Annotated in this window: 19 protein-coding genes; 7 read left to right on the forward strand and 12 right to left on the reverse strand. The window is 47.8% G+C overall.

The window, feature by feature from the left end:
* Nucleotides 1-62: 62 nt before the first annotated feature.
* The 5 genes from C9I98_RS01760 to C9I98_RS01780 form a co-directional block, all read right to left on the reverse strand.
* Nucleotides 63-2,516 carry a GH92 family glycosyl hydrolase gene (locus tag C9I98_RS01760; RefSeq protein ID WP_036831592.1) on the reverse strand — a complete coding sequence of 818 codons (2,454 nt, stop codon included), beginning with the start codon at nucleotides 2,514-2,516 and terminating at the stop codon, nucleotides 63-65.
* A 153-nt stretch (nucleotides 2,517-2,669) separates the two neighbouring features.
* Entirely contained in the window at nucleotides 2,670-5,375 is a 2,706-nt protein-coding gene (locus C9I98_RS01765) for a GH92 family glycosyl hydrolase (RefSeq protein WP_107271490.1), read from the reverse strand.
* 65 nt (nucleotides 5,376-5,440) lie between these two features.
* Entirely contained in the window at nucleotides 5,441-7,867 is a 2,427-nt protein-coding gene (locus tag C9I98_RS01770) for a GH92 family glycosyl hydrolase (protein ID WP_036822384.1), read from the reverse strand.
* Nucleotides 7,868-7,960: 93 nt separating this feature from the next.
* Nucleotides 7,961-9,358: a PTS fructose transporter subunit IIBC gene (locus C9I98_RS01775; RefSeq protein ID WP_107271491.1), complete on the reverse strand. Its 1,398-nt coding sequence runs from the start codon at nucleotides 9,356-9,358 to the stop codon at nucleotides 7,961-7,963.
* Between the two features lie 10 nt (nucleotides 9,359-9,368).
* Nucleotides 9,369-9,809, reverse strand: a complete 441-nt coding sequence (locus C9I98_RS01780; RefSeq protein ID WP_107271492.1) for a PTS sugar transporter subunit IIA — start codon at nucleotides 9,807-9,809, stop codon at nucleotides 9,369-9,371.
* A 402-nt stretch (nucleotides 9,810-10,211) separates the two neighbouring features.
* Here C9I98_RS01780 and C9I98_RS01785 point away from each other — a divergent pair, with 402 nt between their 5' ends.
* From C9I98_RS01785 to C9I98_RS01800, 4 genes are read left to right on the forward strand one after another with little or no spacing between them, the layout of a single operon-like run.
* The gene (locus C9I98_RS01785) at nucleotides 10,212-11,135 is read left to right on the forward strand and encodes a siderophore ABC transporter substrate-binding protein (protein WP_081878981.1); all 924 of its coding nucleotides are present in this window, start codon (nucleotides 10,212-10,214) and stop codon (nucleotides 11,133-11,135) included.
* A gap of 51 nt (nucleotides 11,136-11,186) precedes the next feature.
* Entirely contained in the window at nucleotides 11,187-12,146 is a 960-nt protein-coding gene (locus tag C9I98_RS01790) for an ABC transporter permease (RefSeq protein WP_107271493.1), read from the forward strand.
* A complete protein-coding gene (locus C9I98_RS01795) occupies nucleotides 12,139-13,086 on the forward strand; it encodes an iron chelate uptake ABC transporter family permease subunit (RefSeq protein ID WP_036824323.1) in 948 nt (315 codons plus the stop codon). Before C9I98_RS01790 ends, C9I98_RS01795 begins: the two co-directional genes overlap by 8 nt.
* Before the next feature lie 6 nt (nucleotides 13,087-13,092).
* Nucleotides 13,093-13,854, forward strand: a complete 762-nt coding sequence (locus tag C9I98_RS01800; protein WP_036824320.1) for an iron ABC transporter ATP-binding protein — start codon at nucleotides 13,093-13,095, stop codon at nucleotides 13,852-13,854.
* A gap of 119 nt (nucleotides 13,855-13,973) precedes the next feature.
* On the opposite strand, the gene C9I98_RS01805 is transcribed toward C9I98_RS01800, so the two are convergent.
* From C9I98_RS01805 to C9I98_RS01835, 7 genes are all read right to left on the reverse strand, one after another.
* Entirely contained in the window at nucleotides 13,974-14,543 is a 570-nt protein-coding gene (locus tag C9I98_RS01805) for a 4Fe-4S binding protein (RefSeq protein WP_036824319.1), read from the reverse strand.
* A 35-nt stretch (nucleotides 14,544-14,578) separates the two neighbouring features.
* Entirely contained in the window at nucleotides 14,579-15,232 is a 654-nt protein-coding gene (locus tag C9I98_RS01810; protein ID WP_036824318.1) for a TorD/DmsD family molecular chaperone, read from the reverse strand.
* Nucleotides 15,233-15,318: 86 nt separating this feature from the next.
* Complete coding sequence (locus tag C9I98_RS01815) at nucleotides 15,319-16,164, reverse strand: dimethyl sulfoxide reductase anchor subunit family protein (RefSeq protein WP_036824317.1); 846 nt, start codon at nucleotides 16,162-16,164, stop codon at nucleotides 15,319-15,321.
* On the reverse strand, nucleotides 16,161-16,787 hold the full coding sequence (locus C9I98_RS01820) for a DMSO/selenate family reductase complex B subunit (RefSeq protein WP_036824315.1): 627 nt from the start codon (nucleotides 16,785-16,787) through the stop codon (nucleotides 16,161-16,163). The genes C9I98_RS01815 and C9I98_RS01820 overlap by 4 nt, the downstream gene beginning before the upstream one ends.
* Before the next feature lie 12 nt (nucleotides 16,788-16,799).
* Nucleotides 16,800-19,226, reverse strand: coding sequence for a DMSO/selenate family reductase complex A subunit (locus C9I98_RS01825; RefSeq protein ID WP_036824313.1), 2,427 nt, complete (start codon nucleotides 19,224-19,226; stop codon nucleotides 16,800-16,802).
* A gap of 497 nt (nucleotides 19,227-19,723) precedes the next feature.
* The gene (modF, locus tag C9I98_RS01830) at nucleotides 19,724-21,190 is read right to left on the reverse strand and encodes a molybdate ABC transporter ATP-binding protein ModF (protein WP_036822297.1); all 1,467 of its coding nucleotides are present in this window, start codon (nucleotides 21,188-21,190) and stop codon (nucleotides 19,724-19,726) included.
* An 80-nt stretch (nucleotides 21,191-21,270) separates the two neighbouring features.
* Entirely contained in the window at nucleotides 21,271-22,281 is a 1,011-nt protein-coding gene (locus tag C9I98_RS01835) for a LacI family DNA-binding transcriptional regulator (protein WP_107271494.1), read from the reverse strand.
* 175 nt (nucleotides 22,282-22,456) lie between these two features.
* On the opposite strand from C9I98_RS01835, the gene C9I98_RS01840 reads away from it, so the two are divergent.
* The 3 genes from C9I98_RS01840 (at nucleotide 22,457) to C9I98_RS26425 (ending at nucleotide 26,944) form a co-directional block, all read left to right on the forward strand.
* A complete protein-coding gene (locus C9I98_RS01840) occupies nucleotides 22,457-23,674 on the forward strand; it encodes an oligosaccharide MFS transporter (protein ID WP_281260918.1) in 1,218 nt (405 codons plus the stop codon).
* On the forward strand, nucleotides 23,649-26,012 hold the full coding sequence (locus C9I98_RS01845) for a hypothetical protein (protein WP_051901934.1): 2,364 nt from the start codon (nucleotides 23,649-23,651) through the stop codon (nucleotides 26,010-26,012). The genes C9I98_RS01840 and C9I98_RS01845 overlap by 26 nt, the downstream gene beginning before the upstream one ends.
* A gap of 266 nt (nucleotides 26,013-26,278) precedes the next feature.
* Nucleotides 26,279-26,944 carry a hypothetical protein gene (locus C9I98_RS26425; RefSeq protein ID WP_146153848.1) on the forward strand — a complete coding sequence of 222 codons (666 nt, stop codon included), beginning with the start codon at nucleotides 26,279-26,281 and terminating at the stop codon, nucleotides 26,942-26,944.
* Nucleotide 26,945 lies beyond the last annotated feature (1 nt).

Raw genomic sequence — 26,945 nt, forward strand, 5'->3', positions numbered from 1 at the left:
TCCTTATTAAGGGAGCAAACGCTCCCCCATCTGCACTGATTCCTGAATACTTCAGTTCATATTTACTGAGCTTGTAGTGCTTCCTGTTTATCGCCTGTCATTACAAAGCGCAGAACGCCGCCAGCCATAATTTCGCTGTGCTTAAAGGTGAAGTTCTTATCTAGTGGCTGATCATTGATGGTCACTGATTTCACATACTTATTATGTGGGCTGTTGTTATCTGCAATGATCTTGAACTCACCACCTTCGACAGGGATAGTAATTTCATCAAAGATAGGACGACCGATAGTGTAAATCGGATCCGCTGGTGTTACTTGATAGAAACCCATTGCCGACATTAGGTACCAAGCACTCATCTGCCCCACATCTTCGTTACCAATCAAACCGGTAGGCTCGGTGGTATACATTTCAGACATGATTCGGTCGAGGTACTCTTGTGTTTTCCATGGTTCATCCGTTAATGCATACAGGTAAGGAATATGATGCGATGGTTCGTTCCCATGCATGTATTGGCCGATGTAGCCGGTTAGATCAGGCAGTTCTTCACCCGTATTCGATGAATCTGCGTTGAATAACTCATCCAAGTCTTCTCGGAACGCTATCTCTGGCGTAGTGTCTTTGCCTTTTGCTAAATCCGCTTGGTAGATCTCTTCTTTCAAGCGGTTGTAGTCGTGCATTGGCTGGAACTTCCACTGCCACGCGTTACCTTCCGTATAGGCAAACTCGTCCACGTAGTAAGGGTCGAAAGGCAATAGCGGACATTGCGGTTTCATCTCACCAGAACCTTCTGGGTATTCCACCATCACACACTCATCCAATCGCTCTTCATCAACCGGTTGGTTGAACTCCAACGGAGGCTTATTCGGCGATGTACTCTCTGGGTGGTTCTTAGGGCGTAAAAAGCCCGTTTTTGCATCCCAATGATTGAGCCAGTTGTCAGCACGAGTAAGGAATTCTTCTTGCAGCTTCACATCACCTGCCATGCGCGCGATTTCTGACATTGCCCAGTCGCCGTAGGCAAACTCAAGGGTATATGATGCGCTGTTCCAGTAGCCATGGTGAACAAAGCCGTTTTCCTCGTACACTTGCACCTGTACGACACTTGCCGCGCCAATATTGTTGTCTTCTGTCCAATCCGGGAACTCGGATGGTTCATGGTAACGGACAGTAAACTCAGCCGCCTCTTTCGCAAGTTGTGGATCAACATCCAAGCCTTTTGCCATTGCATCCGCAATAATAGACACGGCTGGGAAACCTATCATTGTTCCGGTGTAATGACTGTGTAGCTCCCATTTAGGCAAGATACCGCCGTCCTGATATTTACGGATCAGGTCATTGGCAAACTCTTCTGCACGCACTGGGTCAATGATTGTTTTCAGGGGGTGCGCCGCACGGAAGGTATCCCACATTGAGTACACCGAATAGTTAGGTGTCTCTTCTGCATCTTTTTGAATGCGGGTTCGCATTGCAGGGTATTGCCCATCAACATCTTGGAAAATCATCGGGGCGATGGAGGCATGATAAAGCGCGGTGTAGAAGATTTCTTTCTGATCTTCTGTACCCCCCGAAACGATCATTCGACTTAGCTCTTGATGCCACGCTTCGTTGGCGTTGGCACGCGCCGTATCAAACGATATGTCTTGCGCTTCGGCTTCTAGGTTTTTCTGTGCGCCTTCCGTGCCGGTAGGTGATAGGCCGACTTGGATTTCAAGTGGTGACGCTGATGGGTCAAACTCTAGGTAAGCGATGGTTTTGGTGGCATCAATGTTGTCGTTTTCTACATCAACCTCAGTTTCAACACCATCGACCAACGCGACCGCTTTTACGATAGGCTGGTTAAACTTGGCATAGAAGTAAACATGCTGGTTATTCGCCCAACCATTTGAGCTGCGTAAACCACGAATCGTGTAGGCGTCGATAAACTCAAGATCGCCCTTCATGGTACGGTTATCAAAGTGCCCCTTGTTAAGGGTGTGGTCTAAGTCAAATTTGATCTGTGGTTTAGTGCCTTCTTTGAAAGTGTATCGATGAAAGCCAACCCGCGATGAGGTGGTAAGCTCGGCTTTTATTTCCCCCTTGTTTAGCTCCACTGCGTAATAGCCGGCTTCAGCCGTTTCATTCTCTTTATCAAAGGTATTAAAGACCGCGCTTTCTTTCTCAGTGAACGGCAGCACTAAGATATCGCCAAGATCAGTAATACCTGTTCCGGAAAGGTGGGTATGGGAAAAACCGTACACGGGAATTTCGGTCAACTTACCATGATCAAAATAACCTGCCGCCGATCCCCAGCCTTCCATTTCTGTATCGGGTGACAATTGCACCAAACCATAGGGCACGACGGCGCCAGGAAAAGTATGACCATCGGCGCCAGTACCAATGAACGGATTGACGTATTGGGTTAGAGACGTTTCTAAGGGTGGTGTTCCAGACTTGCTGTCGCTGTCATTATTACAGCCAACAAGCCCAAACATGACCGCAACAATAGCGGTAGAGATAAGGGTTCTTTTTAGTTTCATATTACTGTTCCATAGCGTTGACGTTTCTGTAGAAATAAAGGGGACGAGGGTGTCCCCCTTTTTGTTATTTTGGAGAGCATGATTTACTGCGAGCGAGTTACTGGGCGTGAACTGCTGTGCATAGCTTACTGCGCATGGTTTATTGCGCGTGGACTACTGCGCTTGCATCGCTTCAGATTTATCGGACGTCATCACGAAGTGCAGTTCACCACCGTCTTTTAGATCACTGTGGGCAAAGCTGAAATTGTCCCCCAGCGCCTGGCCGTTGATAGTCACTGACTTAACGTAAATGCTCTCTTCACTGTTGTTTTGCGATGTAATGGTGAATTTGCCGCCATCAACAGGGATCACAGCTTTGTCGAACAGAGGACGGCCAATGGTATAGGTGGCATCCCCCGGCGTGACTTGATAGAAACCCAGTGCAGACATCACATACCAAGCCGACATTTGGCCGACATCTTCGTTACCGATCAGGCCTTCAAGCGTTGGGTGGTAGAACTCGTTCATGGCTTGGTCGACCACTTCTTGGGTCTTCCAAGGCTCTGCCGTCCAGTTGTATAGGTAAGGGACGTGGTGATCCGGCTCGTTACCCATCACAAACTGGCCTATGTAGCCCGACATGTCATGGGATTGGCTGGTGTCTGCATTAGGATCGGCATTAAACAATGCGTTCAGGTTGGTCAGGAATGCGGCTTTGCCCTGTTCAGTCACGCTTTCAGGCAGTGAGAAGTCCGTCCGTTCAATGAATTCGCCCGCCATCACATTGGCGAGGCCATTCAAGCTATGGGGCGCGAACCATGTCCATTGCCATGTATTGCCCTCGGTAAAGTCTTCGCCACGGTGCTCGGCGCGGTATGGCCAAAATACATCGCTTTCAGTGAGCGCAGAACGATCTTTACACGCGTCGTAGTCCATACCATCGGGAATCGACAACGCCATATTCTCATCCAAGCATTCCGCTTTGAGGTTGTTCGCCCAAACTTTGTTACCACTGTTCATGTAAGCTGGGCGCATAAAGCCTGTCACACCCAATGCGTTACCGTTGGGATCTTGCAATTTGCCGTATTGAGTTGGGTTGTAATCAAAGTAGTTTTTGAACGACTCAGAGCGAGCCATGTAACGTTGGTACTGCTGATCGTTACCAGCCAGTTTGGCTATTTGCGCAATACACCAGTCGTAGTAGGCATTTTCCAAACCATAAGAAACCGACTCGCTCACTAGCTCATCGTATTTATCCACTCTCAAGCCTTCAACATAGCCCGGCTTGTCACCTGCGTCTGGTGCCCATTTGGTATTTGCTGGAATGAAACCGATGTCTTCTTGGTAGTCGTTATGGCGCGTCATTACCGTAAAGCGCTTGTCACCATTCCACGCGTCTTGGTACGGCACCCAACTTTCGGTTTTGGCGAGGTCAAAGTTCACCGTTTCTTCCGCCGCTTGGAGCGCCAAGTCAAACTCGTCGGTGGTAAAGGCATCTGGGTGTTTCACCATAATATCGGCAATCACAGACACCGCAGGATGGCCTACCATTTCCCCGGTATAGTCTGAGTGCAGCTCCCATTTCGGTAACACACCGCCGGTTCGGTATTTATTTAGCAAGTCGCGGGCATGCTCGATGGCACGGTCTTTGTCGATGATGGTTTTCAGTGGGTGGGCAGCGCGGAAGGTATCCCACATCGAGTACACAGAATAGTTAACTAAGCCGTCTTCGGCCTGATGCACCTTGCCATCCATGCCACGGTATTTGCCATCGACATCTTGGTACAAGAATGGCGCGATGAAGGTGCGGTATAGCGAGGTATAGAACATGGTTTTATCCGCTGCATTTCCCCCCTCCAGCTCGAACTCACCCAGTAGGTTTTGCCACGACATGCGGTTTTGCTCCACCACATCATCGAAATCCCAACCGTTAGCATCTGCCTGTAAGTTCTTTAATGCGCCGTCAACACCCGTACCAGACACCGCCACTTTGACAACAAGTGGTTCGTCATTCTTGCCAAAGTTCAAGTGGGTCATCACGTCGTTGACACGTCGAGCCAAACGCTCTGGATCCGGCTCTGGTTCACCCGGCATTGACTCATGCTCGGCATAACCCCGGTAGTCCTCCAGGCCAACTTCGGTCGCATCGGTTGGACTCAAGTTGCTTTCTGAAGCGAGCTTTGAATACAGGTTCTCTTCGACAATTGGCTCAGAAAATTCTGCGGCGAAGAAAACGGTCTGCCATTGCCCCCACTCATTGGATGTTCGCGCACCCACAACCGTCGTGTCATTAACTCGCTTGTAGTAGATACTGCGTGAGTGGTTGCCATATTGCTCAAGCAGCTCGTGCTGGAGATCGATACGTACTTTGCGGTCTTCACCCGGCTTAAAGGTGTAGCGTTGAAATGCCACGCGATCGGTGGTCGATAACTCAACCTTGACGCCCGTTTCCATTAAGTCCACCGCGTAATAGCCCACTTCAGCTACTTCGGCAGTCTTATCCATGGTGACGGGATCCGTGTTGAAACCGGTGTAAGGCAAAAAAGCAAAATCATTTAAGTCGCCCTTACCCGCACCGGAAATATGCGTCATGGAAAAACCAGAGATCAAGCTATGCACGGGATCATACTCAACCGGCGAGCCCTTCCCTTCCCACCCCGTAGGGTCAAAGTTATCAGGCGACGGCTGGATCATGCCTTCAGGCATAACCGGTGACGGATTAACGTTACCTAACCCCTGTGTACCAATAAGGGTGTCAACGTATTCCAAAATAGGCGTCGAGGTGAAAGGCGTTTCCGAGTTTGAATCGCTGTTGCAGCCAACAAGACCAAGCAGGACGGAAAGCACTGCCGTAGAAAGAAGTGTTCTTTTTAGTTTCATTATTTTATCCACGATTGGTTTATACACGTAAAAAAAGGGGACACGAGGTCCCCTAAAAAATGAAGTTACTTGGCTAAGTTGGCTTGCATCGCCTCGAACTTGTTTGCAGTCATGACAAAATGCAGTTCACCACCCGCTTTAAATTCACTGTGCTGGAAGGTGTTGTACACATCCAAAGGCTTACCATTGATGGTGACCTCTTTGATGTACATATTGTCTGGGCCATTATTTTCAGCAGTCACCGTAAATGAGCCGGAACCAATATCTACCGTTGCCTTATCAAAGATTGGGCGACCGATACTGTAGGTAGGGTCGGTCGGCGAGATTTGGTAGAAGCCCAGCGCAGACATCAAGTACCAGGCAGACATCTGCCCCACATCCTCGTTACCGATAATGCCGTCAGGCGTAGGCTTGTAGAACTGGTCGTAAACCTGATCGAGGTATTCCTGCGCCTTGTAAGATTCTTCGGTGCGGTTGTACAGGTAAATCACATGGTGTGATGGCTCGTTGCCGTGGATATACTGGCCGATGTAGCCTGTCATATCTTGGTGGGCTTCACCCCCCTCAGGATCGGCATTAAACAAGTTGTTTAGCTTGTCGTTTAACCCTTGGGTTCCCCCCATGATTTCCGTGAGCTTGTCCAAATCTTGCATAAATGCCCACTGCCACTGCCACGCGTTGCCTTCGGTGTAGTAGTAAGCATCGGACTGATAAGGGTCGAAATCAGCCGACGCGTATTTCAGCTCACATGGATCAACGCCATCCTCTTTCAGCTCGGTAGGTACAAAGAAGCCGGTACCATCCGCATTACCTGCATCAGCATCCCAGTGGTTAAGCGAGTTGTAGGAGCGTGCTTTAAACTCTTCGTAGCCGTCCATATCGCCTGCGGCTTTGGCCATTTCGGCGATAGTCCAATCGTAGAATGAAAACTCCAGCGAGTAAGACACTGAGTTCCAGTTCGGATAACGAACACATTTTTCACTTTCGTGATAGCTCAATTGACCCGCCATTAGCGAGCTGAGAATGTCATCATGAATTTGCGGGTATTCATGCGGGGTATAGCGAGCAGACTTCACCGATGCCTTGTACGCAGTTTCCGCATCAATCAAACCTTTGGTGACAGCATCGCCCAAAATCGCGGCGGATGGGTAACCGATCATGGTGCCCGTTTCTGAACCGTGGCCTTCCCACTTCGGTAACAAGCCAAATTCATCATTCGATTTACGGATCAAATCTTTCGCATACAATGTGGCTTGATCAGGGTCGATAATGGTCCACATCGGGTGAACCGCACGGAAGGTATCCCAGGTTGAGTAAATCGAGTAGTTAGGGACATCGCCTTCCTCTAGCCTGCGTGTAGCGCCAAGCATATCCACATACTGGCCATCGACATCATAGAACTCGATTGGCGCAATCATCATATGGTACATGCCAGTGTAGAAGTTGGTTTTCTCGGCGTCACTTCCCCCTTCAACCTGGATTTTCGCCAGCTTCTCAGCCCACGCATACTCGGCAGCCTCTTTTACTTTTTCCAGCTCAAAACTTGGGGCTTCAGCTTCTAAGTTTTTCTGCGCCCCTTGCCAGTTCACAGGCGAAATGCCGACACGGATTTCAATGGCCTCTTCACCCGCGCCAAAGCTTAGGTAGGCGGTGAGATCATTCCCTTCATAAACCGACTTCGGCTCCATGTCCAAATTAGGTAGGCTACCGTCTTCACCCAGCATAGCCTTGGCGATTGGCTGGCTGAATTTGGCATAGAAGAAGATATCGTGACCTTGGTGATCTTGGCCTTGGAACCAGCCAGTGGATTTCTTGCTGCCACGAATGGTGTAGTCATCCACCACCTCGAGTTTGTTATTTAGTGACTCACCGTTGTTGTTCATTAGGGTGTGGCCTAAATCGAACTTCACATTTCGCTCGGCACCCTCAGCAAAAACGTATCGATGTAAGCCAACGCGCTTGGTTGCGCTAAGCTCAACCTCGATTTGACCTTGGTTTAGTTTGGTTCGGTAGTAGCCCGCACTGGCTTCTTCGTTGGCTTTATCGAAGGTATTCAACTGCTTGTTCGCTAAATCCGAGTATGGCAACACCAGCACATCGCCTAAATCGGTCGCGCCGGTGCCTGATAGGTGGGTATGAGAAAAACCATAAAGCGGCACATCTGTATCAACCACCTCGCCTGTTTCATAATTCGAGGAATCCCAATAGCCAGATGCCGAGTGCCAAGGGTTCAGGCCAGACTCGTGATCGGTACCAGAGCCAATAAACGTATCCGGCGATAGCTGAACCATACCTGCGGGTACTGTTGCCCCAGGGAATGTATGGCCTGAAGCAGCGGTACCGATCATCGGGTCGACATATTCCAGCACAGCGAGATCCACCACCGGATCGCCAGACCCTTTACCTGACGAATCATCGTCACTATTGCAGCCGACTAAACCACCAGAAAGACCAACCAAGATAGCCAAAGAGAGGAAGTTGCGTTTATACATTTGCATACCGTTTTGTCGTTATTTTTTGTAGGGAAATAGAGCCCTTAGGGGGAAGGGCTCTTAAGGGAGGAGCATTTATTTAAGGGTTCGGATTTAAGCGTTAATCAAGGTTGCGGCCTTGCGCATCGCTTCTTTGGTTGAACACTCAACCACCTTTGCGTTAGCAAAACGGTGAGCGTCTTTCACTTGGATATCGTGGGCCAAAATAACCAGCTTCGCATTGGCAACATCCAGGTCGGTGATACGGTTCTGAATACCGTTTTGGCCTTGGGTTTCAACTTTGATTTTGATGCCAGCCGCGGCGCCTGCTTTTTCCAGTGCTTTTGCTGCCATGAAAGTGTGTGCAACGCCTGATGGGCAGCAAGTTACAGCAACAATGTCGTACTCGCCTTCGCCAGCTGCTGGTGCAACCTGTGCTTGAACAGGTTCAGCGTCTACCATGTCATCTTCCGTTTCTTCTGCAACTGGCTTCCAGAAACCGACAATCAGTGCTGTGGTGATCGAGCCTAGTGCGATGCCAACAACGTACATAGGAATGTTGCTCGATACTGGCGCAGTGATCAGGCCACCCCATGGTGCATGTAGTAATACATCTGTTAGGAAGCCAAACACACAACCAACGATACCACCAACCACAATCGAAGGTAGAACACGCAGCGGGTCGTTGGCAGCAAACGGGATCGCGCCTTCAGAGATACCAATTGAGCCCATGATTGCAGCGGCTTTACCTGCTTCTTGCTCTTGCTTGGTGAACTTCTTCTTAAATAGGAAGGTCGCCAGTGCCATACCCAGCGGTGGAGTACAGATTGCAATACCCACACCACCCATTAGCCAAGGCTGGGTGTCCACTTGTGTTTGAGCAAACAAGGTCGCCACTTTGTTGATAGGGCCACCCATGTCAAATGCTGTCATACCACCAAGAATCGTACCCAACACCACTTTCGAAGCACCGGCCATTGAAGCCAAAAACTCATTCATTGATGCCATGAAAAGCTTAATCGGCTCACCAATACCCCATAGCACAATACCTGCTGAGATCAGCGTACCGATAAGCGGGTAAATGAAGTAAGCACCCAATGCGGTCAAGTTAGCCGATAGCGGGATCTTCTTCAGTTGAAGTACCACGCCACCCGCAATGAAACCCGCCACGATACAACCGAGGAAACCGCCTCCCATATCAGCCATGATGCCAGAAGCAATCATCGCAGGAGCCAATGCTGGTTTATCGGCAATGGAGTAACCGATAAAACCACCTAAAATAATAGGGAATAACACCAAGCCTTTAATTCCGATATTCGAAATGTCAGCTAATAAGCCATCAGCAGGCACCGCACCTTTACCGGAGGCCATTACCGCGAGGGCAAGTAATACACCACCGGCAACAATAAATGGCAACATATGGGAAGTACCAAATAAAAGGTGGCCTTTCATGGTACTTAAGATTTTTTTATAATCGCTATTATTATTTGCTTGAGCTGTAATTGTAGTCATGTTTCACGCCTTAAGAATTAATTAAAACATTTAGTATTTGATGCTCGTCTTTTGCGTTGTGGATATCTCCGATGAATTCTTCGCTAAACTTCCCGAATAACTCTTGAAGAACATAAATATGATGGTCAGCGCCGTTATCCGGTGAGGCAATCATGAAAAACACTGTGGGTTCAATGCCTTCCTCATCGCCATACTCAATACCTTCGCGCTTAACGCCAACGGCGATTGCAGGTTCAACCACCGCTTTGCTTTTAGAATGGGGGTAAGCAATGCCATCCATAGAAGTCACGCTGAGTGATTCACGCGCTTCAATGTCCGTTAAGAATGCCTCTTTACTATTAATTCTATTATTTTCAAATAGCATATTAGAAAGCTCTTCAAAGACTTCTTTTTTATTGTTAGCTTGAAGATTGCCTTTAATTAAATTTACGTTGGTTAATTCGGTGATCATTATTTAACTCTTTGGTACTGAAGTAATGAGTTAAATTTAGAGAATGTCGAATATTTCTTAAATAGCAAAAAAAAACCAATAACTATATTTTTGTATCACTCGATCTCGATTGTGAGCAATGTCATATACCTCCGATGCCATATATAGCCAATTTACTTCAAGGTACAGAGTGTTGAGATTGAAGATCACTTCAATAAAAGCAAAGCAAAGCAAAGCAAAGCAAAGCAAAGCAAAGCAAAGCAATACTAAACCTTACTTTAACCAAGGGATTTATTGTAAAGATTGTAAATTTACATATATTTTCGGCCCTATTCATGAGTAACATCAATAAAAATAATTCTCATTTGTGATTAGATTGCACTTATTAGCTTTTAATCAGCTTCAAAACAGACAAGGTTAGTTATGACACGCTTCACCACGGCTCTAAAATCAGCACTGATCATGGGTGCTTTGGCGTTTAATGCCCCTGCAATGGCAGACACAATTACTGTTGAACATCCTCTTGGTACTGCAACCTTCGAGCAAACACCGCAGCGCGTGGTGGTTGTCGGCGGCCATGGCAGCCTAGATACCTTAAACCGTTTGGGGATTGAACCTGTTGGTACTGTTACCACAATGCTGCCGGAATACCTTGCGGACTACAGCGAGAAAGCCACTTCTATTGGCAGCATGAAAGAAGCAAACTTCGAGCAAATCTTCACGCTTCAGCCTGATGTGATTATTGCCGAAAGCCGTATGGTCGACGCCTACCCGACGTTATCGTCTATTGCACCGACCGTCATGCACGTTGTTGAAAACGGTAGCTACTGGGAAGACACCAAGAAAAACTGGCGCATGCTAGGTAAGATCTTCGACAAAGAAGCGGAAGCCGAAAACCTAATCCAAGAAACCGAAGCCGAATTTGCCGAGGTGCGTGAAATGGTTCAGGCTGAAGGTCTGAAAACACTGGCTGTGATGAACAGCGGTAACAACATTTCAATGTTCGGTGAAGTGAGTCGTTTCTCAGTATTGTTTGACGAGCTTGGCTTTGAACCAGCACGTACGTCTGATACCCAAAACCCGCACGGCAACCTGATCTCATTCGAGTTCATCGCTGATGCCGCGCCGGACGTACTATTCATCCTTGATCGCGAAAGTGCTATCGGCCAAAGCTCAGGGAAAGCACAACAGCTATTTGATAACCCGCTTATCAAGAGCACGCCCGCGTACAAGAACAATCGCATTGTCTTCCTAAACCCAAGTGCTTGGTACCTCACCATTGCCGGGGCTAACGCGACAGAAATCATGATTGAAGATGCCCGCAAGGCAGCCACTTCAACGCAATAACCAATACCAGCCCGGCATTTGCCGGGCTTCTCTCTATATCCATGATGAATAATGCGTAATAAAAAATTATTCTGGGCCATCATCGCCCTACTTCCGGTAGCCGCTATCTCGCTTTTCATTGGCGTAGCTAACGTCAACCTGCACAGCCTACTTGCTGGTGACGAACACACTCTTTCTATCCTTTTCGGTAGCCGCCTACCCCGTTTGCTTGCGATCTGCTTAGCCGGTGCCGGGCTCAGTGTCGCCGGCTTGATCATGCAGCAAGTCTGTCAGAACCGCTTTGCCTCACCATCAACCACAGGCACCATTGACTGCGCCATGCTGGGTTATGTCTTGGGGATCGTGTTCTTTGCCGGTGCCAACCGCTGGATCAGCTTAGGGGTCATCCTCATCTTTGCATTGGTTGGTACGCTGCTATTTGTGCAATTCCTGCAACGATTGCAGTTCAAGAATGCCGTGTTGGTGCCACTGATCGGTATTATGTATGGTAACGTCATCTCGGCGATGACTACTTTTATAGCTTACCGCTACGATTTGGTTCAAACCATGTCGGCCTGGACGGTGGCCAACTTTGCCTCGGTACTCCAAGGCAACTACGAATTCCTCTACCTTGCCTTACCGGCTTGCATGGTTGCCTACTACTACGCCAGCCAATTCAGCGCGGCGAGTGTTGGTGAGAGCTTCGCCAAAAACATTGGTTTAGACTTCCAGAAAATCGTGTTTATTGGTGTGCTGATCGTCGCCATCCTATCTTCGACCGTGGTGATGATTGTCGGTGTTATCCCGTTCCTTGGGTTAATCGTGCCTAACCTTGTCGCTATCTTCATGGGCGATAACATGCGTCGTAACCTGCCATGGACAGCTTATTGGGGCGTGGTGATGGTATTGGGATGCGATATTCTTGGCCGCCTAATTATCTTCCCTTATGAAATGCCTATCTCGATGATCATTAGTATCTTCGGTGGGGCTGTGTTTATCGCCCTTGTTCTGAAGGATAAATCCAATGCGTGACAGTATTAAAGTTTCCCTGCTTGCCGTACTGGGGTTGCTCATTACTGGCTACTTCATTGGTCAGGGCTTGAATGCCCAAAACTACCAGTTCTTCCTATCACTGCGACTGCCTAAGGTCATGGCGATTGTGCTGGCCGCCATCGCAATCTCAACCTCGTCACTGGTATTCCAAACCATTACCAACAACCGGATCCTGACCCCGTCGATCCTTGGCTTTGACTCGCTCTACGTGATGATTCAAGTCATTATCGTGGTGATGTTTGGCAGTATGAGCGTGTGGTTCTCCGATCCGAAAATCAACTTCGTACTGACAACCGTGGCCATGAGCGGCTTCGCAATGCTGCTGTTCTCGCTCTACTTCCGCCGAGCCAATAGCAACGTCTTTACCCTGCTGCTAATAGGTATTGTTTGCGGCAGCCTGTTTAGCAGCGTGTCCAACTTCTTCACCATGATTTTGGATCCGAACGAATTCGCCAACTTGCAAAACACCATGTTTGCCAGCTTCAACAACGTCAACGGCGAGTTGGTGTACTGGTCTATGATCCCGCTGGCTATTTGCCTGGCTTACTTATACACCCTATCGAACAAGCTCGATGTATTCTGGCTGGGTACCGACAATGCCAAGAGCTTGGGCGTGGACACCCACAAAGTCACGATGCAGGTGATGATGGTGATCACCGTGATGGTTTCGATTTCAACCGCCTTGGTTGGTCCTGTTTTATTCTTTGGCTTGATTGTGGTTAGCCTGACTCGCCAGCTATTTCGCAGTTACCACCACCGCTTCCTGATGCTAGCGGCCAGCACTATGTCGATTGTACTACTGGTTGGCGGCCAGTGGTTGATTGAAAAAGTATTTACTTTCGATACCACCATCAGCGTCATCATCAACTTTGTTGGTGGCAGCTACTTCCTTTATCTTCTAATGCGCAACAAGTTTTGATTTATCATGATTAAATTAACAGGACTATCTAAGAAATATAACGACACCTTGGTGGTTAGCGAGGCAAGTGCCCTGTTCCCATTAGGAGAGGTAACATCCATTATCGGCCCCAACGGGGCTGGTAAGAGTACCTTGCTATCGATGGCAAGCCGCCTGACAGAAAGCGATGCCGGAGAGGTGTTGATTGCAGGCAAGCCCCTATCACAGTGGGACACCCAGGAATTGTCTAAGCGCTTGGCGGTATTGCGCCAGTCGAACAACATCAATATGCGCTTCACAATCCGTGAGTTGGTTGCTTTTGGCCGCTTTCCGCACAGTAAAGGGCGCTTAACCGATGAAGACAACCGCATCATCGACGAAGCTCTGACCCACCTAGATATTACCCATATCCAAGACAAATTTTTGGATCAACTCAGCGGTGGGCAGCGCCAGATGGCTTTCATTGCCATGGTCGTTGCCCAAGATACGGATTATATTTTTCTGGATGAGCCGCTAAACAACCTTGATATCAAGCACTCGGTTGAGATCATGCAAACCATTCGTCGTCTTGCCCATGAGATGAACAAGGCGGTGGTTATCGTGATCCATGATATCAACTTCGCCTCTTGCTACTCCGACAACATCGTTGCCATGCGCAAAGGGGAAGTCATCAAGAGCGGCAAGGTTGACGATGTCATTCAAAAGCCAATTATGGAAGATATTTACAGTATCGAGTTCAATATCCAAGAAGTGAACGGCAGCCGCATCTGCATGTATTACGGTAGCTAGCCCCATCAAAACCCGGCGACAAAAAAGCGGCGAGTGCCATGCTGTCAAAACATTGGTTGTTTAAACAGTGCACTCGCCGCTTTTGTATAGATGGACCTGGTTGGTTAAATTCTTATCAATTAAGCCTGAACAGGTACAGGTTGAATCACGGTTAACTCAAAGCTGATCGCCCCCATCGGGCATGACATCCGGCACTGACCGCAACCCGTGCAGTTCGCTTTTATCACTGCTGGGCGCTTATCAGTTAAATCGATAGCCTGCTTCGGGCAATCTTCGGCACACATATCGCAATAGCCATGCAGTACTCGACGGCATGCACCGCTAAAGACAGGGATCATGCCGGTTGAAGCAATATTGTTGGAGAGCGCCTGAGTTGGACAGGCCTTTTGGCATTCGCCGCAGTCGGTGCAGTAGTTACAGTCCAAGTGAAGTTCTGGCTTGCCTTCAATCATACTGATCACTTGTTGTGGGCAGGCTTTTTCGCACTCGCCACAACCGTCACACAACTTAGCCAGCAAGTCTTCATCAACGGCTTGCGGCGGGCGGGCCACTTTGCGGGTAAACGGCTCGGCAATCGCGGCTTGCTGGGTTTTCTTTGCCCCCGATAGCAATCCACGGAACAGGCCGCGACGGCTCACCTGCTTGTGCTCAAGCACTGCTTTGTAATACTTTTCGCTTTTTTCTACCATACCGCTAACCCTTTTTACCCTGCCAACCCGATCCGTTATCGGTACAAACGAACGATTCGGTAATCCGCTTTAACCAAATGGGCAAACTGACGCAATGTACCTTCTGCCGCCAAGCTGATCCCTTTATAGAAATCCGTCTCGGCTTGTTCACGCATGATATGGAGCATACGCGGAGCCCATGGTAACACATGCTCAGTCAGGAATTTTTCCAATGCACAAAGTAAAGGTGATGGTTTGTCATCATCAATGTCCTGTTGCAATGCCATTTCTGTAAGGTGCGCTAGGAAAGTGAAAATTAAACCAATGTGATCTTCAGGCTCTCGCTCACCGGTATCAATTTCAACGCCAAACTGTGCATAGAACTCCTTGATTGCCAGCGTTGGCTTACCGAAGATAGTTTGTTCTTCTGTTAGGTATACCGATGCCCATGGGGCGGCTTTCAAAGCATCAGGGCCAATAAACAAGTCCTGGAAATCAGCGGACAGTGCTTTTAAGTCCGGCTTATTCCTAAGCAGTGCCAGGCCTTGCGCTAGTGAGTCATTATCAGCATCCAGCGGCCATTGCTCAACCAGGGCATCTTGGTAGATGGCATCAATAAATTCTGCCGATGGCGCTTGGTGAAAGGCTTGATAGAAAAAGCGGCTCACTAACGACAAGCCTGCGACAGTTTGAAATTGTTGTTCAGTCATATTTTTTCCAAAAAAGAAGGCTGAATAATCAGCCTTCCTTGCTTAATCAAATAGTGAATTAGCGTTAACGCCTAAAACACTGACAATTACATGCCAGCACTTGCGCTGATATAAACATCGTAGAAGAAGGCGCGTCCCATAAATTCAGACACTAACACCAAAACAAAGCTGGCAATCACAACATGCTTGGCATTGCAGGCGCCCTTCATTGCACTCACTAGCCAGAATAATACACCAGCCAGTAGCAAACCTACACGCATCATTGCCAAACGGAATGAGTAATCCACCACTTCAAACGGGTTTACGTGGACATCCAATTGACCTAGCCATACCAGGTATGCGGCATAGCCCATCAATGCCACAAGGCCAAAGCCCGCCGCAGACACAGCCAGTGTGCGATCCGCTTTTTCGCCCAACTCGCCCATACCAGTAGACTGAGCACGCAGCATCACTGCCGCTGCGATTGGACCAAGAACGGCTGCTGTCATTAGGAACTGAAATGACGTAAATGGCGTATTCCATGTCGGTACAGTCGCCAAGGTATAGACATTGGCAATGGCCATAATAAAGACCACACCAAGCACCATCGCAACCGGTAGCAATAGCTTACGAGCGGCTGGCATTAGGTTGAACATACGCATACCCGTGTAGGCCGCACCTGCTCCGCCAAATAGGCTCAAGCCTACAATCTCAAGGCTCAATGCACTACCGTGCGCCAAGCCAAACATGACATTGAACATGCGCAGCGGGTGACCCAGGTGGGTGACTGACGCAATTGCACCAATACCCAACAACACGAATACCGCAATAAAGCTACGGGTCATGCTTTTTTCGTTTGGCTTAAACAGCATTTCAACCAAACCAAGGGCGATGAACATACCCACGGCACTTTGTGCCAGCACGGTAAAGAAGACTAACGATAACTGGCTCATGCGCCCACCTCCGTTGGGTTTTGAATGCTACCCTTGGTGTCGCCGCTTAGCTTGCTGTTCGAGCAAGTGCTAACGATCAGGTTCGGGCTGGTCAAGCGTGGATCCGGCAACGGTGCAATATCAGCACGCGCACCGTACTTCTGGCGAAGCTCTTGGATCGGGCCAAAATCAATCGCACGAAGCGGGCAAGATTCGACACAAACAGGCTGCTGACCCGTGCCGATACGCTCGTAGCAACCGTCACACTTGGTCATGTTTTTCTTTTCAGGGTTGTACTGAGGCGCGCCGTAAGGACATGCCATTTCACAATAGCGACAACCCACGCACACATCTTCATCGACAACCACCAAGCCGTCTTCTTTACGCTTGTGCATCGCGCCGGTCGGACATGCTTTGGTACATGCCGGGTTGCTACAGTGGTTACAACTGATAGACATGTAATAAGCGAATACATCATTGGTAAAGGTGCCGTCTTCGTGCTGCACCCAATCACCACCAGCGTACTCGTATACACGGCGCCAGTTAACGCCTACTGGTAGATCACTTTTGTCTTTACAAGATACTTGGCACGTTTTGCAGCCAGTACACTTACTGGTATCAACGTGGAAACCATATTGAGTCATTTACGCTTCTCCTTAGGCCTTGGCTACTTCAACTAGAATGGTGTGCTGCGGGTTACCTTTCGATAACGGCGTGGCACGCTGCGACGTTAGCGAGTTGATACAACCGCCTTGGTCTACACCTTTCTTGTCAGGGCTATACCAAGCACCTTGGCCTAGCGCCGTTACGCCCGGCATGATGCGCGGTGTTACCTTGATAGCAACACGAATTTCACCACGGTCGTTCCATACCTTCACGAAATCGCCACTCTTCAGGTTGCGCTTCTGGGCATCAATAGGGTTCATCCAAATACCGTCAAATACCGCTTCACGGAGCCACGGGATATTGTGGTACGTCGAGTGGGTACGGCCTTTGGTGTGGTAGCCAAATAGCTGCAGCGGGAATGACTTGGTTTTCGGATCCAAGTGGCTTTCCCATGTTGTCACGTACTGTGGCAACGGCGTGATCACATCACCCTCTTTTAGCTCCCACTCTTTAGCAATGGTTTCTAGCTTGGTTGAATAGATCTCAATACGGCCTGACGGCGTGCCAACCGGGTTCGCTTCTGGGTCTTTGCGGAAGTCTTCCAGGGCAATGCGGCCTTCTTTCGGTGCCACAACCGTGTATGGGCCGTCTTTACGAAGTTGTTCCAATGAAGGAATATTCGGGTCTTGCTTCATGCGCTCGGCATACAAGTATTCCAGCCACTCATCACGGTTACGACCTTCGGTATACTGGTCATACAGGTCAAAGCGCTTAGATAGCTCGGCACACATCTGGTAGGCACTGCGTGTTTCGTATAGTGGTTCAATGGCGCGAACCAGCGGCCACAGACCAGCCATTGAGCCAGATGAATAGCCATCAGAGCTCACTTCGTTGTTTTCGATAGTGGTAACGTCAGGTAGCAGCAAATCAGCATAACGGGCAGAAGCGGTCATGTGGTTGTCGCACACGACAATAAACTCGGCCAACGATTCATCTTTGATGATTTCTGCATGGCGATTAAGGTCGGAATGCTGATTCATCAACATATTGCCTGAGTATGAGAGGATGAACTTAATCGGCGTGTGAAGGCGCTCGTCACCTTGAATACCATCTGTTCTGTTGGTCATTTCCTCGTGGCGCCAAATGGCATCGCTCCACTTAAAGAACGGCACTTTGACTTTCACAGGGTTAGGATCAACCGGAATACGTGGCGCTGGGTAGCCGTAGTTTGCAGGCATGTCACCCGTGTTTGTTCCCGGCAAGCCGATATTACCAGTCAAAATTGGTAGCATCACGATTGAGCGAGACGTTTGCTCACCGTTAGCCTGACGCTGAATACCTGTACCCTGAGTGATGAAGCAAGGCTTGGCTGTACCGATTTCGCGAGCCAGCTGGATGATTTTCTTCTCAGGAATACCTGTGATCTCTGCCGCCCACTTCGGTGTTTTCTCGATACCGTCCGGGCCTTGGCCTAGGATGTGAGCTTTGTAGTGACCATTAGCAGGCGCGCTCGCCGGCAATGTCTTCTCATCAAAACCTTGGCAGTACTTATCTAGAAACGCCTGATCAACCAAATCTTCGGTGATCAGCACATGGGCAATCGCTTCTACCAATGCCGCATCAGTGCCCGGGCGGATAGCCAACCACTCATCTTCTTTACCCAACATAGTGTCGGTGTATCGAGGGTCGATAATAATAGTACGTACATTCTTCTTGCGTTGCGCCGCAATATACTCGTGAATTTCACCACCGCCACTCATACGAGTTTCAGCCGGGTTGTAACCGAACATTACCAACAATTCAGCATTTTCGATTTCAGTTGTATATGAGCCGAATGCCGATGCCTTCTTATCACCGTAAGTAAATGGCAATGCAAACTGGATTTGGCCCCAGCTGTAGTTACCGTAGTAATCTAGGAAACCACCCATCATGTTAAATAGTCGCTTGAAGCAATCTTTACCGTCGGTACGGTAGCCCTGAGTACCCGAGCCATAAGTAATGAAGATAGAGTCATTACCGTACTCTTTAATGGTGTACTTCAGTTTGTCAGCCATTAAATCCAGCGCTTCGTCCCAGGTAATACGCTCGAAACGACCTTCACCACGCTCGCCCACTCGCTTCATAGGGTATTTCAGGCGATCTGGGTTATATACGCGATGCTTAATAGAGCGACCACGTAGACACGCTCGAATTTGGTGTTTGCCGAACTCAGTGTCATCACCACGGTTATCCGTTTCAATCTGGGTGATTACGCCATCTTTGGTATGAACGCGTAGCGCGCAGCGGCTACCACAGTTAACCATACATGCTGACCAAACCGTATCGGTTTCACCAGCAACCTCTTCTGTCTTAGCCACAGCCTTTAAAGGAAGGCCAGTACCCACAGTTGCAGCAGCGCCACCCACAGCTGCACCCCATTTAATGAAGGTACGACGCTTGATCGGCGATAGGATTGCTTCATTTATCCAGTTTTTCATATTGCGACCATTATGATGTGATGGAAGAACTCGCAAAGCACAATCAAATGTACTCTGATTTTGCAAATCGCTAAGTTCTTTAACATATTATTTTTTCGATGATACTAAAGTAGTAATCGTGGAAAATTAATGATCAATATCAATTTAAGAAGCTATGTATAAATAAATTTCACTGAAAATAAATTTATTTAATAGAAAAAACAAAGCATGGAAATAATAAATTACTACAAGCTTATTACCGCCTGCAATCAAGCCGACAAATAACTGAATTTAAAGGATTTTATTATTGATAACCGCTCGCAAATGAGAAATGAAAACACCATTAATTAGCTGTTAATAATTTTACACAACCATTCATTTATTGTCTTTTATAGAAATAATTTAGCGTTTATTAAGATTAATAAAAAAGCACTCTAAATACATGGGTTATGGTTACACCCAAGCTTAATAAAGTCAGAGCGACGAAATTAACTTGGGTATAAACTTTATAGGTAGGACTAGTCGTGTTTTATGTTTACTGTGTAAGCAACGCTATCAATTTCTTCATCAGTTAATGGCACAAACTCCACAAAGTTGGTAATACTTGGCAGTGCATCCTCTACATGGTGTGAGACATACAATAGCTGGCTTAAATTCTCCCGCGCAACCATCTCTAAGGCGTTATAAACCAGCTTCCTGTTAAGAAAGTCCAACCCTTGATATGGCTCGTCTAAAATCAGCAACACTGGCTTTTTGATAAGTGCCCGCGCGATCAACAGCAATCGCTGTTGGCCATACTCCAATTGGCGGAAAGACACCGAAGCCAACTCAGACATATGGAAAATCGCCAGCCAGGCTTTTGCCTGCTCTATCTCATTCTGGCTAGGTTGCTGGTACAACCCAATGGAGTCGTAGAAACCCGATAACACCACATCTAATGCGCTACACGACACCCTGTACTGCAAGTGAAGCGCAGACGACACCATGCCGATATGTTGCTTAATATCCCAAACGGTTTCGCCACTGCCCCGCTTCATACCAAAGATCGTAATGTCATTGCTGTAACACTGTGGATGATCACCAAAAATCAACCCAAGTAAGGTGCTCTTGCCGCAACCATTCGGCCCGCGAACCTGCCAATGTTCACCATGATTGATTTGCCAATTCACGCTCTCAAAAATGAGCTTATCAATGTATTCTACTTTGCCATTTTTCAAATCCACCAGCGGATCGGGCATGGCGGCTTGATGTCGATTCTGGCGAATAAGGGCAAGTACTTCCTCACTGCGCTCAGCCGATTGCGCCTTTAACTGCTGCAATACAGGGTGGTGATACCACTTTTCATGGCTCATTGTTTGGCTGAGCTTGCCACCATCAAACAACGCAATATGACTAATACAATCAGGTAGCTCATCTTCACGCGAGGTCACAAGCAATAGCAGAACAGTTGTACTGAGTTTATTGAGTAATGCAGACAAGTCCTGCTGGTGTTGAATATCGAGCCCAGCATAAGGTTCATCCAGCACAAGCAATGCGGGTTTTGAGGCTAGGGCTCTGGCCAACATTAAACGCCGCGTTTCACCGGTCGAAAGCATACGGAAGCCACGTTCTCGCAATGCCACTAGATCAACCTGTTGTAAAATCGCTTCCAGTTCGCCGGCATCTTCGCAGCATTCGCGAACCAGCTGCTCCACCGTTGAACCCGTATCGATTCTATCGAGAAAATCCGTATCGTCTTTTTTTATCTCTGCTTCTAACAAGGCTTGCTGGCGAGCAAGCGACACCACACCCAGCTTCTCAGGCAAACCGTGGATGCTGCCTGAGCTAGGTTCAAGATCACCACCAATAAGATCAACAAGCAGCGTACCAGCTTGACCGTAACTGGAAAAAATCGCCCAATGTTGGTTTGGTTGAACTTGCCACTCAGGAATCGATAGATCGGTCGTTGCACTTTGGTAATGGAGTTGGGTAAACGTAATGGACATAAGTTAGCATTCCTTGCTGGTATGGAGGCGAAGAGTCGCAACCTTCTATCCTATGCTCTGCTAACTTTTTGCTCAATAGGTTATCGGCCGGTTGAGTTACGAATGATCAACTCTGGCTCAACCTGGAGCACAACCGGCCCTTTCGCCAACCCTGCCATCTCACTCAGCAAACGCTCGACACCAACCTGCCCCATCTTGCGGTAAGGGGTGCTCATAGTGGTTAGCTTGGGCGTGAGTTGCTCGCAAATGAGCATGTCATCATAGCCGATGACGGCCATGTCTTCCGGCACCTTCAGCTGCTTCTCGATAAACGCAAAGTACGCGCCAACCGCACTCATGTCGTTACTGCAAAAAATGGCATCCGGCTTAGGCTCGCGCTCCAGCATTTTCAGCACAGCCTCATAACCATCTTTAACGGTCCACTTACCGGGGCTGATCCATTCCTCATTCAGCAATACATCGTGATCGGCCAATGCCGACTTGAATCCCCTCAGGCGGTTTATGGATGCAGGTGAGCTAATATCCCCGGTAACATGAGCAATTCGGCTAAAGCCTTGCTGAATCAGGTGCTGGGTTGCCAAATACCCGCCTTTTTCGTCACAGGGCAGCACTGTGGTAAACCGATGGTGGCTTGTTCGGCAATTTAGCAACACTGTGGGCAAGTTAATTTTTTCCAGCATTTCAGAAGGCAGTCCCCCCGTACGCTGGGTCGCGATAATCAAACCAGCATAATGGCCGTATTTGACATCATCCAGGACGATTCTTGCTAACTCATAATTGTGGTGGAAGTCGAAAATCACCGGAATGTGGTCATGGGTCCAACACGCCTCTTTCATTGATTGCAAGGACGCAATAAACGGGTCATCATGCAAGATGGCGTCAACCAGAATCGCGATTTTCTTGCGCTCTGCTTGGTTAGCCTTTGGTGGCTTAGGTGTTGAGAAGTAGCCTAGCTCTTTTGCAGCCTCGATGATTTTTGCTTTGGTTTCGGCACTGATTTGAATGCCTTCTGAACCACGCAGCACTACTGAGATCGTTGTTGGCGAGAAGCCCGTATGGGCGGCAATATCTTTGAGCGTTACTTTTTTCATCACTTACTCACTAAAAATCTTCAGTAGATAAACTAAATTTTAGTTAGGTGTACAGCATGACTCACAGATGAAAAACCCGAAAAGAGCAATAAAGAATTTCTGTGATGGATGTGGCAAAAACACACCTGAGGCACGACTAACATCACGCCATCAATTAACTATGTGGAAGAGTAACATGAATAGAAAGATATACATACTTTCTTGTATGGCATTATTTATGGCTGTATTTACAGTCTCCTCACTTGCCTCTTTATACGGTAACTGGTTGGAATTTGGGGTTGGTTTAAGCCGAACTGAAATTGGTATTGTACAATCAAGAAATGCCCTTTTATCCTTATTAGTCTTGCCTCTATTTGGCGTTATTTCCGATAAGCTTGGCAGCCGTAAAAATCTTATTTATACAATTGGTTTACTATTTGCGGCATCTTACCCATTTGTACTTTATGTATATAAGCCGCTACTACAAAGTAACTTTACTTTGGGTGCCCTTGTCGGTGCTTTATATATTGCCTCTGTTTGGCTGGCCGGCTTAGCCACCATTGACTCTTTCTTTGAAAAAGTCAGCCGTCGCCAAGGCTTTGAGTTTGGGCAAGCCCGAGTATTTGCCTCATTTGGCTGGGCCGTTGCAGCCATTGTTGCCGGTTACGTGATCGCCATTGATCCTGATTATATCTTTGTCGTGAGTTCCATTTCAGGCTTGTTATTTATCGTTGTTGCCTCACTGATCAAAGAAGAGACAGCCACCAACTCACAAGGGTCGAGCTTTAACCTAGCAACACTGAAGGAAGTCTCAAAGACCAAAGACTTCTGGGGGATCTGCTTCTTTAGCGCCTTCGTTATCTCTATCTACAACATGTACGACCTACAGTTCTCCGTATTCTTCACCAGCCTATTCGATAAATACGAGAGTGGCGTGCAGTTCGCAAGCTTTGTTATCGGCATCCAAACCTTTTTTGAAGGTATCATGATGTTCATCTGCGCCGGTTTGATTGTGAAGTTTGGTGCTAAAAACTGCCTGATTTTCGCGGGTGTGCTTACTGCTTTTCGCATGATCATGACGGGTGTGGCTCCTTACCCGACTCCAGTTACCATCAGTAAGTTACTCCACGCGGTCGAGTGGACCTTGATCCTGCTTTCGATGTTCAAGTACATCGCATCCATGATCACTGAAAAAGCCTGCTCTACCGTTTACCTCGTTGGCTCGGTATTCGTTGTTCAATTCTTTACTTTCTTATTCAGCGGTGCTGTTGGCGGCCTGTATGACGAATATGGGTTTGAGCAAACCTACATCTGGATGGGTATCGCCATTTTCATCTTTACCTGTATTACCGCACTGATCTTAACCAACGATAAAAAAGGAGCGAACAATGCAACGCTACACCCTGCAAAATAACCAATTCACTGTTCGCTGTAATGCACAAGGAATACTAACCGAATTATTAATTAACAAGGATACAAGTAAAACCAACTGGGTTGTTAATCACGACTATTTAAATACCTTAAGCTATCAAGACTGCGACAAATTATTTGGTAATTTCTCTGTTGTTGCAAATAACTTGGAATTTTCCAGCCAAGATATTCAGCCAATAATTTCAAATGATAATAATAGCATCGTGGCTTTATATTCATTTGATTGCTTTGATATTAAAATCAGTTACCAGTTCGATGACCATGGCCATTTTATAGCGGGCTTGTGCTGCGAAAACACCAGCAATAGCACGATAGACATTAAAGGGCTGCACCTTTGGCTATCCCTAGCCAATGTGATGTACCGCGATCTCGACGTTGAACGCAATATGGCGCAGTCTTGCGCAGTGTTCAACCACCTGTCAGGTGAATTTAGTAAGTTTGCAGCCATTAAGCGCAGCAATTTGGCCCCGCATCTTGGCGTGTACCAGCACACAGGCCGTACTGAGTTTATGGGCACATATTGCCGTTACACCAACCGCTTTTTTGAGCAGGTATCCCCATCATTGGACGGCGTAATTTACCACCGTGCTTCACTGGTAGAAGATGGTGAAACCATGCCTGAACTAAAGCAATGTGATTGGCTATACCAAGAATGCTACCAGAGCAAAACCCTCGCTGTTGGCGAACGCTTGAGTGCATCTTACCTGATCACCCCGATCCAAGATCAGCAGGCGTTTTACACCAAAGCGGGCGAGTTGGGTCAGCCGGTATGGGACTACTCACCGGTTATCACCTCAAAGGGCGAGTTCAACGCCAAGATCAGCCTGATTAGCGATGTCGTTATCGACAAGGCCGAAGTGTCTTACTGGCAGGGTGATAAGCTGACGACCACCCCGCTTGATATCACTACGCATAATGCCAACAATCAGTTTGGCCTCACGTTCAAGCCAAATAGCGAAGGCGAGCACAAGCTTGAAATTACCCTTAATAACGGGCTAAAAGACAAGGTTATTTTCAATGTTCTGCCTGAAATCGCCCATTTGCTTGAGCAACGTGCCGATTGGCTGGTGAGAAAGAGCTACAGTCCGGACGATACCACCCGCCCTAATGCTTTCCTGCCATTGTCGAATCAAGGGGAGTCTTTGGGTAAGGTAGCCTTCGTACTAATCAAGAACGTGCTTGGCAGCAGTGATATAGAGCAGATCCGCAGCGCCGAGCACTGTGCCGCCTATGATATTCGCCCACATTGGTTCACCGATGGCGACTTTACCCAGCCTGCTCGCTTGTATGATGGCTTCTATCGCATCTTTGACCTCGACTTCATTGGTCAAATTTACTTCCTGCTTTCGCAGCTAGACGAAGTCATCCTTAATGACAAAGTGACCTACCTAGACTGGGCATACCAAGTACTTCGCCTACGCCTCGATCCCGAGTTGCATCATTCGCAGCGCGAGAAAGAGGAAACCGAAATCAACGGGCCATTCGTCTACTATGCCCAAGATGTTATTGATGCGCTAGCTAGCAACAACATGGCCGCCGAATCACAGCATCTTGCCAAGCTATGGCAACAGTTCGGTGAAAAAATGGTCGCTAACAGCAATGGAATGAAAGGGGCAATCACCGAGCACTTTTATGATAACGCCGGTTTCGGCCCAACTTGCAAAACCCTACTGCTACACGGCCACACGAAAGAAGCCAAGGCCTATGCCGAGCTGATGAAGGCAAATATCGGCTTCTCAAACGACTACCGGATGCAAAGCCCAGACCGTTGGTGGGAAGCACTTGCACCAATGAACCACTCACTTTGGGGTGGGTTGGTTGCCAGCGCCTCGCTTGCAGCTTACGAGGGCTTACTTGACCGCCAATGCTTGCATCAGGCTTATGCAGCCTCCATGGCAATGTTCAATTGCTATGACTACAACGTAAAATCCTCACCCAAGCCGCTGGCAGCGGGTGAAGCAGCCTCCACATTCTGCTGCACCGCACCAAACTTGAATGACCACAAACTATCTCGCAGCCGCTTCGGACAAGATGCTTTTGGTGATGACCTGCTATTTGCCAATGCCAGCGGTATCGATTGGGATATGGGGCAAGAGTTGGTGACCTACTGCCAAGGATTCGGTATTTCCACCTACCTATTGGTAGACGAGCATGGCATCCAGTGTGTCAACGGCATGATTGATCACTCAGGATCAGAAGCCCAAGTCATCAGCTATGCTGCATGGCCGCGTCGTTTCGTCATCGAAGATAATGGTCAATTGCGTATCGTTCACTTTGATAACGACCAACCGATGATTCCGCTCTCGGAGCTTCTCAAGTAATCGAATCAAAAAAGCAAACCCCGCAGCACTCTCATGCTGCGGGGTTACAGGTTTTTAACGCACTCTACAAATACTCACTAGTGGCTAAGGATATTAAAAAAACAAAGATTGAGCCTTAAAACCAACAATACATGTCAGCATGTTTTACACCTTTAAGCTAGCGCATCCAAGCAATCACCATAAAAACCTGATTTTATTAATAAAATCAAACCTGACATGAAATATGCTGATATTGAACATTCGGTTATTCATTGTTGAGGTTTTCTATGTTGACCAGATTGATTTTCTCTATATTTTTATTAATTCAAGTAACATCAGTACATGCTGCCCTCATTTGGGATAATAATCTAACTCCTGATGGATTTAATGGCAGAGCAACATCGCCTCCAGTTTTCCCCAATATTAGAACTACTGATGATGTTACCTTTACCCAAGCAGTGACTATCAATGAATTCCATTTCACTACCGTTGATGACAATGGATTAACCCCTGGTAGCCTAATCGAGTTTTTTATTTATAGTAATCAAACAGGCCAACCTGGTAGTTTACTCAATACAATTAGTACTTCTAATTTTACCCGGACAGTAACAGGTGGAACCCTATTCAATCGCTCTGTCTATAACTATTCAGTATTCGGATTAAGCATCGAGTTAGCCCCCGAAACCTATTGGATTGGCTCTCGACTTCCTAACGCAGCAGGTAGCGGTACAAGCTTCTGGATGACTTCAGACGGTGGTTCAGATGGAAGCTCATCATCAACAGGCTTCTATTCATTAGATGCTGGGAGCTCATGGATGGCGGAAGGAAATAACTGGCACCATGCATTTACTTTATATGGCGAGGTACCCGCTCCCTCAACCATACCTCTTATTGCCAGCTTTCTTGCAGCAATGGCACTAATACGCAAGGTCCAGCGCCGAAAAGAAAATTGAA

Origin of the sequence: Photobacterium sanctipauli (genome assembly GCF_003026495.1) — a bacterium.
In the GTDB taxonomy this organism is placed as follows: domain Bacteria; phylum Pseudomonadota; class Gammaproteobacteria; order Enterobacterales; family Vibrionaceae; genus Photobacterium; species Photobacterium sanctipauli.

Bases quoted from the DNA above. Each gene is read 5' to 3' on its own strand.
- C9I98_RS01760 (WP_036831592.1), bottom strand. From the start codon at position 2,516: ATGAAACTAAAAAGAACCCTTATCTCTACCGCTATTGTTGCGGTCATG.
- C9I98_RS01765 (WP_107271490.1), bottom strand. From the start codon at position 5,375: ATGAAACTAAAAAGAACACTTCTTTCTACGGCAGTGCTTTCCGTCCTG.
- C9I98_RS01770 (WP_036822384.1), bottom strand. From the start codon at position 7,867: ATGTATAAACGCAACTTCCTCTCTTTGGCTATCTTGGTTGGTCTTTCT.
- C9I98_RS01775 (WP_107271491.1), bottom strand. From the start codon at position 9,358: ATGACTACAATTACAGCTCAAGCAAATAATAATAGCGATTATAAAAAA.
- C9I98_RS01780 (WP_107271492.1), bottom strand. From the start codon at position 9,809: ATGATCACCGAATTAACCAACGTAAATTTAATTAAAGGCAATCTTCAA.
- C9I98_RS01785 (WP_081878981.1), top strand. From the start codon at position 10,212: ATGACACGCTTCACCACGGCTCTAAAATCAGCACTGATCATGGGTGCT.
- C9I98_RS01790 (WP_107271493.1), top strand. From the start codon at position 11,187: ATGCGTAATAAAAAATTATTCTGGGCCATCATCGCCCTACTTCCGGTA.
- C9I98_RS01795 (WP_036824323.1), top strand. From the start codon at position 12,139: ATGCGTGACAGTATTAAAGTTTCCCTGCTTGCCGTACTGGGGTTGCTC.
- C9I98_RS01800 (WP_036824320.1), top strand. From the start codon at position 13,093: ATGATTAAATTAACAGGACTATCTAAGAAATATAACGACACCTTGGTG.
- C9I98_RS01805 (WP_036824319.1), bottom strand. From the start codon at position 14,543: ATGGTAGAAAAAAGCGAAAAGTATTACAAAGCAGTGCTTGAGCACAAG.
- C9I98_RS01810 (WP_036824318.1), bottom strand. From the start codon at position 15,232: ATGACTGAACAACAATTTCAAACTGTCGCAGGCTTGTCGTTAGTGAGC.
- C9I98_RS01815 (WP_036824317.1), bottom strand. From the start codon at position 16,164: ATGAGCCAGTTATCGTTAGTCTTCTTTACCGTGCTGGCACAAAGTGCC.
- C9I98_RS01820 (WP_036824315.1), bottom strand. From the start codon at position 16,787: ATGACTCAATATGGTTTCCACGTTGATACCAGTAAGTGTACTGGCTGC.
- C9I98_RS01825 (WP_036824313.1), bottom strand. From the start codon at position 19,226: ATGAAAAACTGGATAAATGAAGCAATCCTATCGCCGATCAAGCGTCGT.
- modF (WP_036822297.1), bottom strand. From the start codon at position 21,190: ATGTCCATTACGTTTACCCAACTCCATTACCAAAGTGCAACGACCGAT.
- C9I98_RS01835 (WP_107271494.1), bottom strand. From the start codon at position 22,281: ATGAAAAAAGTAACGCTCAAAGATATTGCCGCCCATACGGGCTTCTCG.
- C9I98_RS01840 (WP_281260918.1), top strand. From the start codon at position 22,457: ATGAATAGAAAGATATACATACTTTCTTGTATGGCATTATTTATGGCT.
- C9I98_RS01845 (WP_051901934.1), top strand. From the start codon at position 23,649: ATGCAACGCTACACCCTGCAAAATAACCAATTCACTGTTCGCTGTAAT.
- C9I98_RS26425 (WP_146153848.1), top strand. From the start codon at position 26,279: ATGTTGACCAGATTGATTTTCTCTATATTTTTATTAATTCAAGTAACA.